This window comes from Pseudomonas corni (assembly GCF_057128765.1).
The window spans coordinates 44070-60987 of the sequence record NZ_JBSKHW010000004.1 but is presented as its reverse complement, the minus strand read 5'-3'; the positions used below and the strand labels follow the sequence as shown (position 1 = coordinate 60987).

15 protein-coding genes are annotated in these 16918 nt (G+C 59.5%); 10 read left to right on the top strand and 5 right to left on the bottom strand.

Annotated features, from left to right (window positions below; translation table 11 throughout):
* Window positions 1-9: 9 nt before the first annotated feature.
* The gene (gene kdgK, locus ACWKV9_RS09075; RefSeq protein ID WP_483835773.1) at window positions 10-951 is read left to right on the top strand and encodes a 2-dehydro-3-deoxygluconokinase; all 942 of its coding nucleotides are present in this window, start codon (window positions 10-12) and stop codon (window positions 949-951) included.
* A 141-nt stretch (window positions 952-1092) separates the two neighbouring features.
* On the opposite strand, the gene ACWKV9_RS09070 is transcribed toward kdgK, so the two are convergent.
* Window positions 1093-1368, bottom strand: coding sequence for a peptidylprolyl isomerase (locus ACWKV9_RS09070; RefSeq protein ID WP_483835772.1), 276 nt, complete (start codon window positions 1366-1368; stop codon window positions 1093-1095).
* Between the two features lie 160 nt (window positions 1369-1528).
* Here ACWKV9_RS09070 and ACWKV9_RS09065 point away from each other — a divergent pair, with 160 nt between their 5' ends.
* Window positions 1529-2704 (top strand): PilT/PilU family type 4a pilus ATPase, encoded by a 1176-nt coding sequence (locus ACWKV9_RS09065; RefSeq protein WP_483835771.1) that lies wholly within the window; start codon window positions 1529-1531, stop codon window positions 2702-2704.
* Window positions 2705-3045: 341 nt separating this feature from the next.
* On the opposite strand, the gene iolG is transcribed toward ACWKV9_RS09065, so the two are convergent.
* The gene (gene iolG / locus ACWKV9_RS09060; RefSeq protein WP_483835770.1) at window positions 3046-4038 is read right to left on the bottom strand and encodes an inositol 2-dehydrogenase; all 993 of its coding nucleotides are present in this window, start codon (window positions 4036-4038) and stop codon (window positions 3046-3048) included.
* Between the two features lie 66 nt (window positions 4039-4104).
* Window positions 4105-5130, bottom strand: a complete 1026-nt coding sequence (locus ACWKV9_RS09055; RefSeq protein ID WP_483835769.1) for a LacI family DNA-binding transcriptional regulator — start codon at window positions 5128-5130, stop codon at window positions 4105-4107.
* A 187-nt stretch (window positions 5131-5317) separates the two neighbouring features.
* On the opposite strand from ACWKV9_RS09055, the gene ACWKV9_RS09050 reads away from it, so the two are divergent.
* Both ACWKV9_RS09050 and ACWKV9_RS09045 read left to right on the top strand, forming a co-directional pair.
* Entirely contained in the window at window positions 5318-6178 is an 861-nt protein-coding gene (locus tag ACWKV9_RS09050) for an SDR family oxidoreductase (protein ID WP_483835768.1), read from the top strand.
* The gene (locus tag ACWKV9_RS09045; protein WP_483835767.1) at window positions 6175-7326 is read left to right on the top strand and encodes a phytanoyl-CoA dioxygenase family protein; all 1152 of its coding nucleotides are present in this window, start codon (window positions 6175-6177) and stop codon (window positions 7324-7326) included. Before ACWKV9_RS09050 ends, ACWKV9_RS09045 begins: the two co-directional genes overlap by 4 nt.
* Window positions 7327-8060: 734 nt before the next feature.
* On the opposite strand, the gene ACWKV9_RS09040 is transcribed toward ACWKV9_RS09045, so the two are convergent.
* The gene (locus ACWKV9_RS09040; protein ID WP_483835766.1) at window positions 8061-9119 is read right to left on the bottom strand and encodes a LacI family DNA-binding transcriptional regulator; all 1059 of its coding nucleotides are present in this window, start codon (window positions 9117-9119) and stop codon (window positions 8061-8063) included.
* 292 nt (window positions 9120-9411) lie between these two features.
* On the opposite strand from ACWKV9_RS09040, the gene ACWKV9_RS09035 reads away from it, so the two are divergent.
* The 6 genes from ACWKV9_RS09035 (at window position 9412) to ACWKV9_RS09010 (ending at window position 15171) form a co-directional block, all read left to right on the top strand.
* A complete protein-coding gene (locus ACWKV9_RS09035) occupies window positions 9412-10503 on the top strand; it encodes a fatty acid desaturase family protein (RefSeq protein WP_483835765.1) in 1092 nt (363 codons plus the stop codon).
* A 37-nt stretch (window positions 10504-10540) separates the two neighbouring features.
* Window positions 10541-10870, top strand: coding sequence for a MocE family 2Fe-2S type ferredoxin (locus tag ACWKV9_RS09030; protein WP_483835764.1), 330 nt, complete (start codon window positions 10541-10543; stop codon window positions 10868-10870).
* Between the two features lie 23 nt (window positions 10871-10893).
* Window positions 10894-12120 (top strand): NAD(P)/FAD-dependent oxidoreductase, encoded by a 1227-nt coding sequence (locus ACWKV9_RS09025; protein ID WP_483835976.1) that lies wholly within the window; start codon window positions 10894-10896, stop codon window positions 12118-12120.
* Window positions 12113-12997, top strand: a complete 885-nt coding sequence (locus ACWKV9_RS09020) for a sugar phosphate isomerase/epimerase family protein (RefSeq protein ID WP_483835763.1) — start codon at window positions 12113-12115, stop codon at window positions 12995-12997. Before ACWKV9_RS09025 ends, ACWKV9_RS09020 begins: the two co-directional genes overlap by 8 nt.
* 233 nt (window positions 12998-13230) lie before the next feature.
* Entirely contained in the window at window positions 13231-14082 is an 852-nt protein-coding gene (locus ACWKV9_RS09015) for an urea carboxylase-associated family protein (protein WP_483835762.1), read from the top strand.
* Window positions 14083-14490: 408 nt separating this feature from the next.
* Window positions 14491-15171 (top strand): TIGR04211 family SH3 domain-containing protein, encoded by a 681-nt coding sequence (locus ACWKV9_RS09010; RefSeq protein ID WP_483835761.1) that lies wholly within the window; start codon window positions 14491-14493, stop codon window positions 15169-15171.
* A 388-nt stretch (window positions 15172-15559) separates the two neighbouring features.
* Here ACWKV9_RS09010 and ACWKV9_RS09005 read toward each other — a convergent pair whose 3' ends face one another.
* On the bottom strand, window positions 15560-16846 hold the full coding sequence (locus tag ACWKV9_RS09005) for an MFS transporter (RefSeq protein ID WP_483835760.1): 1287 nt from the start codon (window positions 16844-16846) through the stop codon (window positions 15560-15562).
* Window positions 16847-16918 lie beyond the last annotated feature (72 nt).

Here is a 16918-nt window from a genome sequence, read left to right as displayed (position 1 = left end):
CAGCACGCCATGAGCGAATTAATCAGCCACAGCCACCCGAAAGTCGCGCTGATCGGCGAGTGCATGATCGAGTTGCAGCAACATGCAAACGGCAGTCTCAACCAGAGCTTTGGTGGGGACACGCTGAACACGGCAGTGTATCTGTCGCGCCTGTTGGGGTCGGCGGCGCAGGTGGATTACGTCACTGCGCTGGGCGACGACAGCTTTAGCGACGCGATGTGCAAGGTCTGGTCCGACGAGGGCATTGGCTTGAGCAAGGTTCAGCGCCTGCCGGGCCGATTGCCGGGGCTGTACTGCATTCAGACCGATGCCAATGGCGAACGGCGCTTTCTGTACTGGCGCAATGAGGCCGCGGTGCGTGAGTGTTTCACCACGCCTGCGGCGGAACCGATTTTGGCGGCGCTGCCGGAATACGACGTGCTGTATTTCAGCGGCATCACCCTGGCGGTGCTGGGCGAAGTGGGCAGGGCGCGGCTGTTGTCGACTCTGGGCGAGGCCCGTGATCGTGGGGTTCGTGTGGCGTTCGACAACAACTATCGCCCGCGTCTGTGGCGCAGCGTCGACCAAGCCCAGCAGTCCTACCGGGCGGTGATGCATGAAGTGGATCTGGCGCTGCTCACCGAAGACGACGAGCAGGCACTGTTCGGTTTTAGCGACAGCGAGCAGTTGCTGGCGACTTATCGCGCGATGGGTGTCAGTGAAGTGGTGGTCAAGCGCGGCGCCCAGAGTTGTCTGGTTGAATCAATGGGCGCGCGTTACGAAATTGCCGCGCACCCGGTGCAGAAAGTGATCGACACCACGGCGGCGGGGGATTCCTTCAGCGCCGCGTATCTGGCGCGTCGCTTACGCGGTGGTAGCCCGGTTGATGCAGCAGAAGCGGGGCATCGGCTGGCGAGTCTGGTGATCCAGCATCCGGGGGCGTTGATTCCCAGGAGTGTGATGCCGGGTTGATCGATTGGGGCACTCTGCACCGTGGGAGCGGACCTGTCCGCGAAGACTGACTTCCAGGCGCCGGATATGTATCGGTCTGCCCCTGCCTATTCGCGAACAGGTTCGCTCCCACGGGATTCTCATCTGACCGAGAGCTGGTTATCAATCCCGATAAAAAACCTGCACCAGGTGATACCCGAATTTGCTCTTCACCGGGCCATGCACGACCCGCAGCGGCTTTTTGAAAATGATCTGATCAATTGCCCCGACCATCTGGCCGGGCCGCACTTCGCCCAGATCACCGCCACGCTTGCCGGACGGGCAGGTGGAATACTTCTTGGCCAGCACATCGAAGGCTTCACCCTTGGCGATGCGCTGCTTGAGCTGTTCGGCCTCTTCAGCGGTCTTGACCAGAATGTGCCGTGCTTGAGCTTTCATGAAAATAATCGTCTCGAGAAAAACGCCGCGCATTATGCCTTTCCCGTGCGCTTTCAGGTAATTTCCCTATCCTTGACCGGACGAGCGAACGCTGTCCGGCGTACAAGGTCGCATGATGTGGCGACCTGCCGTCTTCTTACCTTACTTGTGCGGTGCAGTTATGGATTTTCCGGCGTTGTTGAAGATTCTGGCCAGCCAGGATGGATCGGACCTTTATCTGTCCACCGGCGCGCCACCTTGCGCCAAGTTCAACGGCGTACTCAAGCCGTTGAGCGCTGAGGGATTGAAGCCCGGCGACATCGCGAAAATCGCCGACAGCATCATGGACAGCGAGCAGCGCCAGGACTTCGAGCGCGATCTCGAAATGAATCTGGCCTACTCGCTGGGTGGGGTTGGGCGCTTTCGTATCAACATCTTCAAGCAGCGCAACGAAGTGTCCATCGTGGCGCGCAACATCAAGCTCGACATCCCGAAATTCGAAGACCTGCATCTGCCTGACGTGCTGCTCGACGTGATCATGGAAAAAAACGGTCTGGTACTGTTCGTCGGCGCCACGGGTTCGGGTAAATCCACGTCCCTGGCAGCGTTGATCGACCACCGTAATCGTCACGCCAGCGGCCACATCATCACCATCGAAGACCCGGTCGAATTCATTCACAAGCACAAGAAGTCGATCATCAATCAGCGTGAAGTAGGCGTTGACACCCGCAGCTTCCACGCCGCGCTGAAAAACACCCTGCGTCAGGCTCCGGATGTGATCCTCATTGGTGAGATTCGCGACCGCGAAACCATGGAGCACGCGTTGGCCTTCGCTGACACCGGTCACCTGGCGATTTCAACACTACATGCCAACAACGCCAACCAGGCGCTGGACCGGATCATCAACTTCTTCCCTGAAGACCGCCGCGCGCAACTGCTTCACGACCTGGGCAACAACCTCAAGGCGTTTGTGTCTCAGCGGCTGGTCAAGACCAAAGATGGCAAGCGCAGGGCCGCCGTGGAAGTGATGCTGGGCACGTCGACCGTTCGCGATTTGATTCATCGCAATGAGCTGTCTGAACTCAAGGGCATCATGGAAAAATCCACCCACGTCGGCATGCAGACCTTCGATAACGCGCTGTACGATCTGGCCGTCGAAGGCGTTATCAGCGAAGACGAAGCGCTGACAAACGCCGATTCCATGAACAACGTCCGTCTGAGATTGAAGCTGCACAGCGAAAACGGCGTCAACGAAATCACCACGCCGCCCCCAGCGCCGCAACCTGCACCCCAGGCCAACGTCGCCGATTGGGGGCTGGTCGAAGAAAAAGACGAGCCCGGCACTCCGCGTTTTTAATCCCAATTAGATACCCGTGGGAGCGGACCTGTCCGCGAATGCTATCCATCAGGCGCCATAGTCGGGTTGGCTATGCCGCCGCCTTCGCGGACAGGTCCGCTCCCACGGGTTCTTGGTCAATCCAAAATAGGTGGTGAACACAAATCCCTTGTAGGAGCTGCCGAGCCGCCGAAGGCTGCGATGCAATGCACCTGACACACCGCAATCGCAGCCATCGTGCTTCGGCAGCTCCTACAACTGACGGACAGATTTCCGATCATCGAAGCCCTGTAGGAGCGAATTCATTCGCGAGGCGGTCCTGCATACCCACCGCGCGGGCCGCTTCGCCAGCAAGTGGGCTCCTACAGAGTTATCGCACGTCCGGTCTTGATCGATTCAATCGCGCAATTCGCCAGATGCAACGCCTTCAAACCATCGCGGGCGGTGCTGGGGAGGTTGTCGCCGGCGACCACGGCATTGATGAAGTGCTCAAGCTCGATGCGATAGGAATCGGCGTAACGCTCCAGGAAGAAATTCATCAGCGGCTCACGAACTTCGGTCTGGCTGGCAGTCCAGCTGCGCACGGTGCTAGGGCGATGGTTTTCGTTGAGCAGCATGCCTTTTGAGCCGAACACTTCCAGGCGCTGATCGTAGCCATACACCGCCTCACGGCAGCAATTGATGTGGCATTGCTTGCCCGAAGCCGTGCGCAGCAGAACCATCACGCTGTCGAAATCATCGATCTGCGCCAGCGCAGGCTCTACCAGGCGGCTGGCGATGGCCATGACTTCTACCGGCTCTTCCCCCAGCAACGTCCGTGCGGTGTCAAAGTCGTGAATGGTCATGTCGCGGAAGATCCCGCCCGAGTGCTTGAGGTATTCCACCGGCGCCAGACCCGGGTCACGGCTGGTAATGATCACCTGACGCACCTCTCCGATCTTCCCGGCGGCAATGGCTTTGCGCATTGCCAGGGTATCGGGATCGAAACGCCGATTGAAACCCAGCATCACTTTGCCATTCTGCCGTTCGATCTCTTCCACGGCCTTGGCCGCTTTGGCGAAATCCAGATCAATCGGTTTCTCGCACAACACCGGTTTGCCCAACTTTACGGCGCGCAGCATCAGGTCAATGTGGGTGTCGGTGGGGGTGCCGATCACGATGGCGTCTACGTCGTCGCGCTCGATGGCGGCTGCGCAGTCATAAGCGGCCGCGCAGCCCAGCTTCGCAGCCAGCTTGTCGACGCCTTCACGCCAGGGATCGGCGATCACCGACAGAATCACATCGGGGTTGGCGGCCACGTTGGCAGCGTGGATGTTAGCGATACGGCCTGCGCCGAGGACAGCGATGCGAAGCATGGGTGGATCTCCTGGGATTGTTATTGTCGGGGTAGATCGGGTTGGTAAACGGCACTCAAGGAGCGGTCAGTGGGCCAGATTGAAGGGCGTGACAATCTGCACTTGTGACGAGGGAATCGGGTCAGCCTTCCACAGCCGATGAAACTGCAGGATGTGCAAAAAGGCATGGCGAGCATCGACCTGCAAATTGTGATCGATGATTGCGGCAATCTTTTCTTCGGCCAGCAACTGTCGGTTTTCATGATCCAGGTCATGACCTATAAACGCTGACAGGGGCCGCTGCCGGGCGGCAAAGGCGTCGACGATGGCGCGGTTGCCGCCTCCCACGCTGTACACCGCGCGCAGGGACGGATTATCGAGCAGCGCCTGACTCACGCGGTCGAACGTCGGACCGTACACGCCGTAACCGCCGGTAATGTCCACCACTCGCAAGTGCGGCGCCCGGTTGCGCAGCCAGACCCGAAAGCCCATTTCGCGTTCTTCCTCCCCGCGAAACAACTCGCTGCTGATCACCACCGCAACGTCCTGCGGGGCCTGATCCAGCCAGCACGACATCAAATACGCTGCCGTCTGCCCGGCGGTGCGGTTGTCCATACCGACATAACCCACGCGCTCGCTCTGAGGCAAATCCGACACCAGCGTCACCACCGGAATACCCGCTGCGGTCACTTGATTCACTGCTTCGTTGATTTGTGGCTCGTCGGCAGCCTTGAGGATCACGCCCTGAGATCCCTTGCCCGCGCATCGCAGAATCAGGTCGTGCATGCGCTGGGTGTCGATCTCTTGATAAAGGTGAAAACGCGGAAAGATGCGGAACGGCGCCAGGCTCCCCAGTTGCGCGTGAATGGCCTGCTGCACCGCATCGCTGAAGCGGGTCGGCGTGTGCAGGATGATGTCGATGTGGAAAGTACGGCCTACAACAGGGCCGGACTTTTCCTGCGCATCGAGCTCCTGAAGCGCTTGCTGGATACGCCGGTCAGTCTGGTAATGCACGCTGCCGCGCTGGTGCAACACGCGGTCGACCGTGGCTTTGCTGACCCCGGCCTGGGCGGCGATCTGCTTGATGGAGAAACGGCGGGCTTGGTCGAGCATGATTTCCCCTGGCCATTTTGTTGTTATCGGCGAGTGAGGTCTTGTTGAGGTCGATTCGGGCCTCTCTGAGGTAAGCGACAGGCTAGTCTCTGTTCTGTTTCTTGTACAGATGGAATTTAAATTCCATTCACATCAAGAGCACCTCATTTGTCGAACTACCCAATAATAAAAACCGCAGGAGACACGCATGTCAGCAGCACTCGATCTTTCGTCATCCTTCACCGGCCGTTACTACATTGTCACCGGCAGCACGCAAGGCCTGGGCGCAGCAGTTGCGCTGACCCTGGCGCAACGGGGCGCGGCGGGTCTGATCATCTGCGGGCGCAGCCGCGACAAGGGCGAACAGCAGGCGCGCCAACTGAGCGAACTGGACTGCAAGACGCACTTCGTCGAAGCCGACATGGAAAGCGTGGAAGATTGCCGCCGCGTAGTGGCCGCCGCCAAACAGCACTTCGGCACTGTCCACGGGCTGGTCAATTGCGCCGGCATGTCGGATCGCGGCACCATCCTTGATACCTCGCAGGAGCTGTTCGATCGCATCTTTGCAGTCAACGTCCGCGCGCCGTTTTTCCTGATGCAAGACACCATCAAGCTGATGATCGCAGGCGGGGTCGAGGGCGCCATTGTCAACATCCAGAGCGTCAGCGGGCATGGCGGGCAATCTTTCCTCTCGGCGTACGCCACGTCCAAGGGCGCGCTGGCGATTTTGACCAAGAACGTTGCGTTCAGCGCTTTGCACAACCGCATCCGCGTCAACGGCCTGAACATCGGCTGGATGGACACGCCCCACGAAGATGAAATCCAGCGCAAATACCATGGCGCCGGCGACGACTGGCTTTCCAGGGCTGAAGCTCAATCGCCGTTCGGACGATTGCTCAAGCCACAAGAGGTTGCCAACAGCGTGGCGTTTTTACTCTCGGAGCAGTCCGGCATGATGACCGGCTCGGTGATCGACCTGGAACAGGGCGTCTTCGGTTGCGGCGACGGTTCGACGCCACGGCCTGATGCCCCGCTGAACTTGAAGGGAGCGGACGGAGCAGGGCAGTGAGCCTGTTCGGCAGTGCGGCAGAGCTCGACATCGAGGCCTTCGCGGGTTTGTGCGAACAGAGCGTTGCGACGGCGGATTACCCAACTAGCCGCGAGGTCATCAAGCGCGTGGTGATCTACGACGCCCAAGCGTTACGCGATGCCTCTGCGGCGGACCGGGTGGCGATCCTCAGCGAGTTGCACCATGTTTTTCGTCACGGCTCTGGCGTATTGGTGGTACGTAACGCTTATCCCGACACTGCGGTGGTCGACCGCCACAGCGCCGTGTTCGAGCAGATACTGGCGCTAGAGGCGGAACGTGGCGCCGCGGCCGATCATTTCGCCAAGGCCGGGGCCAATGGACGGATCTGGAATTCCCTGCAAAAAGCGGCCGAGCTGTCGCCGCAATCGTTCATCGAGTACTACGCCAATCCGCTGCTGGGGTTGATCGCTGAAAGCTGGCTGGGGCCTTACTTTCAGACCACCGCCCAAGTCAACGTGGTGCGTCCCGGCGGACAGGCGCAGCAACCCCATCGTGATTATCACTTGGGGTTCCAGACTACAGAGGTGGCAGCGCGCTTTGGGTTGCCGCTGCATCTGCTGTCGCAATACCTGACGCTGCAAGGCGCGATTGCCCATACCGACATGCCGCTGGAGAGCGGGCCAACGTTGTTGCTGCCGTTTTCACAGCGGTACGAGTCGGGGTATCTGGCGTGGCGGGATCAGCGCTTCATCGACTACTTCGCTGAGCACGCGGTGCAACTGGCGCTGAACAAGGGCGACCTGTTGTTCTTCAATCCAGCGCTGTTTCATGCGGCGGGCAGTAACCGCACGGCGGACTTTCATCGCATGGCCAATCTGCTGCAGATTTCTTCGGCGTTCGGCAAACCGATGGAAAGCATCGACCGCGACGCGATGATGCTGGCGGTGTATCCGCTAATGTTGAAGGGGCTAGAGGACGACGAGCTGGACAACGCCAGTGTGGAGTCGGTGATTTCGCACACGGCGGATGGTTATTCGTTCCCCACCAATCTGGACACTGACCCACCGCTCAACGGCCTCGCGCCGCAGACCGCGCAACAGTTGATGGCGCAGGCGCTGGAGCAGCGTTGGCCGTTGCAGCAGTTTCGCGAGGCGGTAGCGCAGTTGCGCAGTAAGCGGATGGCGTGACAATTCGGGGAACGCTCGGCTTTAATTCTGGCCGGAGGCCGTAGGAGTCCGGCTTGCCGACGATCTGCAGCGGCACGAAAGGCGACGCAAAACCTGTAGGAGCGCACGAGCAACGCGAGGCCGCGATCGGCTGCGCAGCAGTCGTAAAAGCGCCAGCGCTGCGCACTGGATCGCGGCCTCGCGTTGCTCGTACGCTCCTACAGAGATCTGATTCATTCCGGCACATAGTCTTGGAGCCCAGGGGCGTTGGTCCCCAAGCTACGTCACTGGATTAAAAATTCTCCGGCGTGACGATTTGCAACGGCACAAAAGGCAACGCAAAACCTGTAGGAGCGCACGAGCAACGCGAGGCCTCGATCGGCTGCGCAGCAGTCGTAAAAGCTGCCAGCGCTGCGCACTGGATCGCGGCCTCGCGTTGCTCGTGCGCTCATACAGAGATCGGATTCATTCCGGCACATAGTCTTGGAGCCCAGGGGCGTTGGTCCCCAATCTGCGTCACTGGATTAAAAATTCTCCGGCGTGACGATTTGCAACGGCACAAATGGCGATGCAAAACCTGTAGGAGCGTACGAGCAACGCGAGGCCGCGATCGGCTGCGCAGCAGTCGTAAAAGCTGCCAGCGCTGCGCACTGGATCGCGGCCTCGCGTTGCTCGTGCGCTCCTACAGAGATCGGATTCATTCCGGCACATCGTCTTGAAGCCGGTGCCGTTGGTTCCCAAGCTACGCCGCTGGATTAAAAATTCTCCGGCGTGACGATCTGCAACGGCACGAACACGCGATGGCGCTGGGGATCGATCAACTCGGCGCCCGGCAATTGCAGCATCAGTTCGATCAAGGCCTGGGCAATCAGTGCCGGTTGTGAATCGATCACCAAAGTGACCAGTCCCTTGCGCATGGCCTGGCGGGATTCTTGGGTCGACTCCTGCAAAATCACGGTCATCGGCGGGCGATCCGGGGACGCGGCCAGCGCGCTGACCACACCTTCGACGCCACCGCCTGCTACATACAAACCGCACAGATCCGGGTGGCGTGCCAGCAGATCAAGGGTGGCTTCTTCGCTGATCGCACCGTTGTCCATGGTGATTACTGTGGGCAGCACGCGAATGGCTGGCAGCTTTTCTTCAAAATAACTGCGCAGTCCGGCTTCGCGTTTTTCATGCCCCAGGAAGCGGTGCCCTCCGACCAAGACCGCCACCGACCCCGCGCCAGATCTTGCGCCATGGGCGATCAGCCAACCCGCCGTGCGCCCTACCTCATGGTTGTCCACCCCGACATAAGCGCCCGGCTCGCGGGTCGGCAAATCAGTAAGCAGCGACACCACCCGCACGCCTTTCAAGCGCACCGCTTCGATGGCATCGAGGATCAACGGATGCTCGAAACTCACCAGTGCCAGGCACTGACAGCGCTCGGCCAATTGATGAATCTGCGCGGCGATCGATTGCGGCGAGCGGTCGTGAATCAGTTCGACATGACAGGCGATATTGGCACTTTGCGTGCGCCGGGCCTGCTCGACAATTGCGTCGCTCAGGCTGCTGTAAAAGGTCTGGGAAGTGCCCAGCAGCAGAAAGCCAAAATGCCAGGCCGGTTTCTTCTCGTTGATGCGCTGGGATATCAGCCGCGCGGCGAAATAGCCGACAGCCTCGGCGGCCTGATAAACCTTCTGCGCGGTGTCCGGACTGACGGGCGCCCTGGCGTTCAGCACCCGGTCCACCGTCGCGACACTTAACTTCGCATACACGGCCACGCTGGCAATCGTTGGGCGTTTGGTCGAAGCATTGTTTTTATTATTCACAGCGCAACCCTGTAGGAGCGAATTTATTCGCGAGACGATGTTTGCGGCGACAAAAGATGTGCTGGCTGCACGAGCTTCTCGCGAATGAATTCGCTCCTACACAAGACTTTTAGCACCCATTTGATAGAAAACTATCAAGGCGTTTCAGGGCTGGATGATAGCTTGATAGAGAATACTTTCCAGCCGTTGTGAGCACTGTCCTGGCTCTCTATATTTTTATTGTCTTCGGTGATCAAGACCGCGCAGGCACTGCACGTTCTGCGCCCGACTTTAATTGTGGAGAACAATAACAATGTCCCAGATTCCGCGAGATCCTGTCCGGCGCAGAGACTACAGCCTGACCGGGGCGAACGCGCAAAGTGCGGTGGATGCAGGACTTGCCAACGCCACCTGGTATCAGTGCGCCGTTCCGCGCAAACGCATGAAAGAATTGATGCAGCGCAACGATTCTCGCGCGCTGCGCGACACAGTTTTGTGGCTGGGCGCATTAGTGATCAGCGGCGTCGGTGGCTACGTGTTTTGGGGGAGTGTTGCCTGCGTACCGTTCTTCCTGGTGTACGGTTTGTTGTACGGCTCGGCGGCCAACTCACGCTGGCACGAAACCGGCCACGGCACCGCGTTCAAGACCCGCTGGATGAACGACGTGGTCTACCAGCTGGCGTGTTTCATGGTCATGTACGAGCCGCAAGTCTGGCGCTGGAGCCACGCGCGGCATCACACCGACACCATCATCGTCGGTCGTGATCCGGAGATTGTCGAACCCCGTCCGCCGCGCCTGGGGACGATGTTTCTCAAGCTGCTGTCGGTGCCCCACGTGATTGGTATTTTCAAGTCACTGTTTCTGCACGCAGCAGGGAAAATCAACGACGAAGAAAGAACCTTTATCCCTGAATCCGAATGGCCAAAAGTATTTCGCACTGCGCGCATATGGCTGGCGATCCACGGGGTGGTGATCGGCACTGCACTGTATTTCAATACCTGGCTGCCCATGATGTACGTGCTGTTGCCGACGATGTATGGCGGCTGGTTGAGTTATATCTTCGGGCTGACGCAACACGTGGGTCTGGCCGAAGACGAGCTGGATCATCGCAAGAACTGCCGCACGATTTACATGAACCAGCTGTTCCGGTTTTTTTATTCCGACATGAACTACCACCTGGAACACCACATGTTCCCGATGGTGCCGTATTACTCGCTGGCGCAACTTCATGAGGAAATAAAAGCTGACTGCCCGCCGCCTTACAACGGCCTGGCCGAAGCCTATCGGGAGATCATTCCCGCGCTGTTAAAGCAGCGAAAGGACCCGACCTATTACATCAAGCGGCCAGTCAGGGCGACTGAATCGACCACGACGGTTACACCGGCTGAGTCTGCACTCGGCTGATCAACCTTTTTGCACCCTATAACAAGAGAACATTGCCATGAGCGATCAATGGGTTGAAGTGTGCCTGGTGGATGACATCGACGAAGAAGACGTCATCCGCTTCGATCATCAGGAAAAAACCTATGCCGTCTACCGCTCCGCCGAGAGCGATTTTTACGCCACCGACGGCCTGTGCACTCACGAACACATCCACCTCGCCGACGGGTTGGTGATGGATTTCATCATCGAGTGCCCCAAGCACAATGGGCGTTTTGACTACCGCAACGGCAAGGCCCAGGGCGCTCCAGTGTGCGTCAATCTCAAAACCTATCCGGTGAAGGTCGAGTCGGGCAGGGTGCTGCTCAATACCTTGGGCGCGGCATCGTGAGTGGCGTTAAACACACAGACACGATGATCATCGTCGGGGCAGGGCATGCCGGAGGGCGCGCGGCATTGACACTGCGCGAAGCAGGCTATGCAGGGCGCATCGTGCTGATCGGCGACGAAGCGCATTTGCCCTATGAACGCCCGCCATTGTCCAAGGGTTTGCTCAAGGGCGAGTCGTCCCTGCCAGCGTGCAGCTTGTTCAATGAAGCCAGCTTGCTCGGCCTGAATATCGAGCATCTGGGGGGCGTGAAGGTGGCGCGGATCGAGCCTCTCGAACATCGCGTGCTCCTGAGCAACGGCGTTTGCCTGGAGTATTCGAAACTGCTGCTGGCCACCGGTGGCCGTTCACGCAACTTGCCGATGGACGAAACCCTCCTGAGTAACGTGCATTACCTGCGCACGGTCGATGAATCGTTACGCCTGCAATCGGCGCTGCAACCCGGCGCGAGATTGCTTGTGGTCGGTGGAGGTTTTATTGGTCTTGAAGTCGCAGCCACGGCCCGCGAGCGTGGCTGTCAGGTCAGCGTGATCGAAGCCGGGGCCCGCTTGGCAAGCCGCGTGCTGCCCGAGCGGATATCCGCCGAACTGCTGGCGCTGCACCAAAGCAAAGGCGTTGCCGTGCACTTGAATGCGCTGATTGAAAGCGTTCAGGGTGTTGGCTCGGTTCAGTCGGTCACATTGGTCGGTGGTCAAACACTGATCTGCGACGCGCTGTTGGTCGGCATTGGCATGCAGCCCAACCTGCAACTGGCCAGCGAGGCGGGGCTCGAAACAGGCAGCGGTATCAAGGTTGATCGCTATCTGCAAACCAGTGCGCCAGACATCTACGCGGCAGGGGACGTGTGTGAATTTCAGGACCTGTTGGGGCAATTTCAGCGTCAGGAAACCTGGCGCAATGCTGAAACTCAAGGCCGGCTGGCGGCACTGAACATGCTCGGCCAGCAGCAGGCGTTTACCACCACGCCGGGGTTCTGGTCCGATCACTATGAGTTCGGCATGCAAACCGTGGGCGCCATGCCCCGCGACGCGACCCTCATCGAGCGGCCCGTCAAAGGCGACGGTTTCCTGCTGCTGTATCTCGATCAGTCAGGGCATGTAGTCGGAGCCAGCGGTTGGGGGATGGGCAACAGCATTGCTAAGGACATCAAGTTGTGCGAACGGCTGATCGAGGGACGCATCAGCGTGTCGGTAGGCACGCTCAGTGATCCCGAGGTCCCCCTCAGGCAACTGCTGCGAGGCGAACATGCGTGAGTTTCTGGTGTTTCAATCCCTGTGGGCCATGCTCGATGCCAAGGGGCAATCGCCGTTGTCCCTTGAGCAGCAGGTCCAGCAGATCGCCGAGGCCGGATTCGACGGCGTGACCGGGCACTATTGGCAGATCGATGAGGCGCGTCAGCTTTCGGTAATCGCCCGCGCGTCGGGGCTACAAGTCGAGGGGCAGCTGTTCCCACAAACGGTGGAGGACCTGATACCGGCGCTGGAGATTGCCACCGAGTTCGGCTGCCATCACCTGACGCTGCAGGCGGATGTCCGTCCGCGTTCGCTGAAAGAAGCAATCAGGCTGGTGGAGGGCTGGCAGCGTCTGGCCGAGCAGGTGGACTTTCCGGTTCTGCTGGAAACCCATCGCTATCGGTTGAGCAACGACCTGTTTTTCACCCTGGATCTGCTGGCTGAAATGCCTGACCTCAAGCTGCTGGCGGACCTGTCTCACTATGTGGTCGGCCGCGAAATTCCGCTGCCGCCCGGCGATGATGATCAGGCGCAGATCGAGACCATTCTGCGCCACAGTTGGGGCTTTCATGGCCGGGTCGCCAGTTGCGAGCAGGTGCAAGTGCCGATCACCTTCGACCAGCACAAGCCCTGGCTGGAGCTATTCATGGGCTGGTGGCGCTACGGGATCGAGGATTGGCTCAAGCGGGACGCCGTGCCCGGCAGTCTGTCGTTCACCTGTGAACTGGGGCCGCCACCCTATGCAATCACCGGCCGCGACGGCCACGACATTACCGATCGCTGGGAAGAAGCGTTGCTGATGAAGGACATGATTCGTGGGGTGTGGAGGGAGTGCATCGATAAAAGTTACTCATCGCCTGACACCTCGCCTTCGCGGACAGGTCCGTTCCCAGCCTGACTGACCTGCATCGCCGCGTAAATCGCCAGTAAACACTGGTTCCGTGGGAGCGGGGCTGATCGCGGATAGGCCGTCAGATTCAGCCATTTTTGGGCAGAACCATCGTTTCTCGCGAACAAGTTCGCTCCTACAGTGATGAGCCAGTCACCGCCGCGAAAGAGGTTGGCATGCCCTATGCTGTCTCGACTCAGCCAAACCCGCCAACGGGCTCGAACAGCAAGAGGAATCGCCCCATGTACAAAGACTACCCAGCCGCCTATCAAGTCAGTAAAGGCGCGGCGTTGCAGGTTGATACGGCGTTTTACGAGCGTCTGCGCGAGCGCCAGGAAAACCGCACGCTGGTGGAGCAATTTGAAGTGCCGATACGCACCGGGCGGGCATGGAAGGTCAAGGCCGGGCAAGTGTTTCGCGTCACCACACCGGTGGGGCCGCAGGTGGGCGACTTCAATGTGTGGAACGCCAACGATCCCCGCGAACGTCTCTGGGCGGCGCGCACCCGGCAATTGCAGGGCGCACACGTCACGACCCATGACCGCTTGTGGTCGAACCTGCCTTTTTTGCGGCCGATGGTCACCATCACCGATGACAGCCTTGCCAGCTACGGCACCGACGAACACGGTGGCCGGTTGCACGATCTGCTTGGCACGCGCTGTGATCCCTACGTCAACAAGATGCTCACCGGGGAGGATTTTCACCATCACTGCCATTCCAACCTGACCCGCGCGGTCCTGCCTCATGGCCTGACTGAGTTCGACGTGCATGACGTGCTGAACATCTTTCAGTGCACCGGGTTGAATCACGATGACATGTACTTCATGAAGGCGTGCCCGGCGCAGAAGGGTGATTACCTGGAGTTTTTCGCCGAAATCGATCTGTTGTGCGCGCTGTCAACATGCCCCGGCGGGGATTTGTCGCTGCCGATGTGGGGGCCTGATGCGCAAGACCCATTGAGCGTGTGTCGTCCTTTGGGAGTGGAGATTTACGACGTCGACCCGCAATTGCTCGACGGCTGGAAATCGCCGGAACGGGCCGCTTACAACGGGCTGCACGGCCTGAAAATCGCCAAGGCGGAGTGGGAAGAGTAATCCGCAGACTACGCCGTACGTGAATATCTGTAGGAGCGAACTTGTTCGCGAAGCGTCCTGACTGACCCACCGCATCAGCCGTCTCGCCAACAAGTTGGCTCCTACAGAACGTTGGACTTCCGGTCCATGCTATCTGGCTTGATGGCGCCATTTCCTACATCACTCAATCAACTGTCTGACGAACGTCACGCCTCTGTAGTGAACCTGACACTTTTTAAACGGTCTGTTGACCACTGCGCGGCAAGTGGTGTCGGGTTTACGAGCGCCCGGCGGTTGTCACGATTTTTCCGCGCGCCTGTCTTCTCCAGCAGTTGCAGCGTGATGCCCGTCGCTGCAGGCGCAGGCTCTGTCCATCTTCACCGGCCCGACCATCCAGGCCTTATCTTTTTATTTTTTGAAGATCTTTCCATGTCGCCATTTCAGTCCTCCTTTCGTATTTCGCCTGCATCCTTTTTCACCTCTGGCGCGCGACGCCGTCTGCTGAGCGCGGGCCTTTTTGGCACGTTGCTCACAGTGTGTGTCGGCGCCCATGCCGAAACCAACGCCAAAGACCGCTGGGTCAGCGACACTTTGAGCACCTATGTGCGCAGCGGTCCTACTGACGGTTACCGCATTGTCGGCACGCTTAAATCCGGCCAGAAAGTCGAGTTGGTCAATACTCAGGGCGATTACAGCCAGGTTCGCGGCAACTCCGGCGATTTGGTATGGATTGCGTCCAATGATTTGCAGCAAGTGCCGGGTCAGACCGAGCGCTTGCCGCAGTTGACCCAGCAGGTCACCGACCTCAGCGGCCAGCTGAAGACCATCGACGACGACTGGAAAACCAAAGTGCAGGGCATGCAGGAAACCCTGGATTCGCGCAAGAAACTGGTCGATGAGCTTGAAGCCCGGGCCAAGGATCTGAATGCGCAGTTGACTGACGCGCAATCAGAACTGCGCTCCACCCAGGCGAAACTGGGCGACGAGAACAACCAGGTGCTGATGCGCTACATGGTTTACGGCGGCAGCATTGCCGGGGCCGGTTTGCTGCTGGGCCTGATCCTGCCGGCACTGACCCGAGGTCGCAAACGCAACGATCGGTGGTTTTGATCTGAGTAACGCCGGGCCTCTGCAGGAGCCAACTGGTTGGCGAGGCGGCTGATTCGATCCATCTGGCACGCCGCGTTCCTGTAGGAGCCAACTTGTTGGCGAGAGGATTGACGCGGTGTGTCAGCCGAAATGCCTCGCGAACAAGTTCGCTCCTACAGGGTGCTCCTCGCTTCACTACATCTGGCACGCCGCGTTCCTGTAGGAGCCAACTTGTTGGCGAGAGGATTGACGCGGTGTGTCTGTCGAAATGCCTCGCGAACAAATTCGCGCCTACAGGGTGCTCCTCGCTTCACTACATCTGAAACGCCGCGTTCCTGTAGGAGCCAACTTGTTGGCGAGAGGATTGACGCGGTGTGTCAGCCGAAATGCCTCGCGAACAAGTTCGCTCCTACAGGGTGCTGCTCGCTTCAGGGACCGGCTTATGCTCTGGGGCCATTGAAAAGACCAACCGCCCGCTGCTGAACCGCACCGTCAATGCCCGGTACTTCACCAGATACCGCGCCCACACCAGCGCGGCTGCAATCCCCGATGCGCCACCAATCCCCATTGCCCAGCGCGGGCCGAAGGTGTCGGCAACCCACCCGACAATTGGCGCACCGACCGGGGTGCCGCCCAGCGTCGTCGCCAGCAGAATCGCCATGACCCGCCCACGCATCAGCGGGTCGGTCGATAACTGCACCATGCTGTTGGACGAGGTGGTGAAGGTCTGCGCCGAGATGCCCAGCACAAACAGCGCCGCGCCAAACAGCCAGAAATTGGGCATTAACGCCGCCAGCGCAAAGCCAGCGCCGAAGATTGAAATCGCGATCAGCAGCAACTTGGCACCGGGTCTGCCGCGTCTGGCCGCGAGCAGGGCGCCGGTCACCGAGCCAATCGCCATGATCGACGTCAGCAGGCCGTAATGGCCGGAGCCTGCGCCATACACGCTGACCGCCATGGTCGAGATGTAGATTGGAAAATTCAGTCCGAAGGTGCCTACCAAAAACAGCATCAGCAGCAGCGCCTTCAGGTCCGGGCGCTTCCACACGTAACGAAAACCCTCCACCAGATTGCCCCGCGCGCGGACAGGCCGGACGCGCACGTGCATTTCGCTGGTCCGCAAGCGCGTCATGGCGTAGATCATCGCAATAAAGGTGATCGCATTGCTCAGCAGCACCCAGCCCGTCCCCAGAAACGGTATCAACCCCCCAGCCACTGCCGGGCCGATCATCCGTGCGGCATTGAATGACAGGGAATTGAGCGCCACCGCGTTCGACAGCTGGTTTTCGTCCACCAGGTCCGAGACGAAGGTCTGCCGGGCCGGAGCATCGAATGCCGCAACGCAGCCGGAGAGAAACGCAAACACATAAACCTGCCACAGCGTCACATGGCCGGTGACCGTCAGCAGGCCGAGACCCAAGGCCAGCAACCCCATCATCACTTGGGTGGCGATCAACAATTTGCGTCGGTCGAAGTGGTCGGCGGCCGCGCCGCTGAACGGCAGCAGCAACAGCATCGGGCCAAACTGCAACGCCAGCACCACGCCCAGCGCGGTGGCGTTTTGTTCGGTGAGCTGAGTCAGCACCAGCCAGTCTTGTGCCGTGCGCTGCATCCAGGTGCCGATATTGGAGATCAGGGCGCCGATGGCCCATACGCGGTAGTTGTAGCCCTCAAGAGAGCGGAAAGTGCGGGCCATTGGACATCCTGTGCGTATTGCGCCTACGCCCCTTGCAGGAGCGAACTTGTTCGAGGCGGATTTTCAGTACGG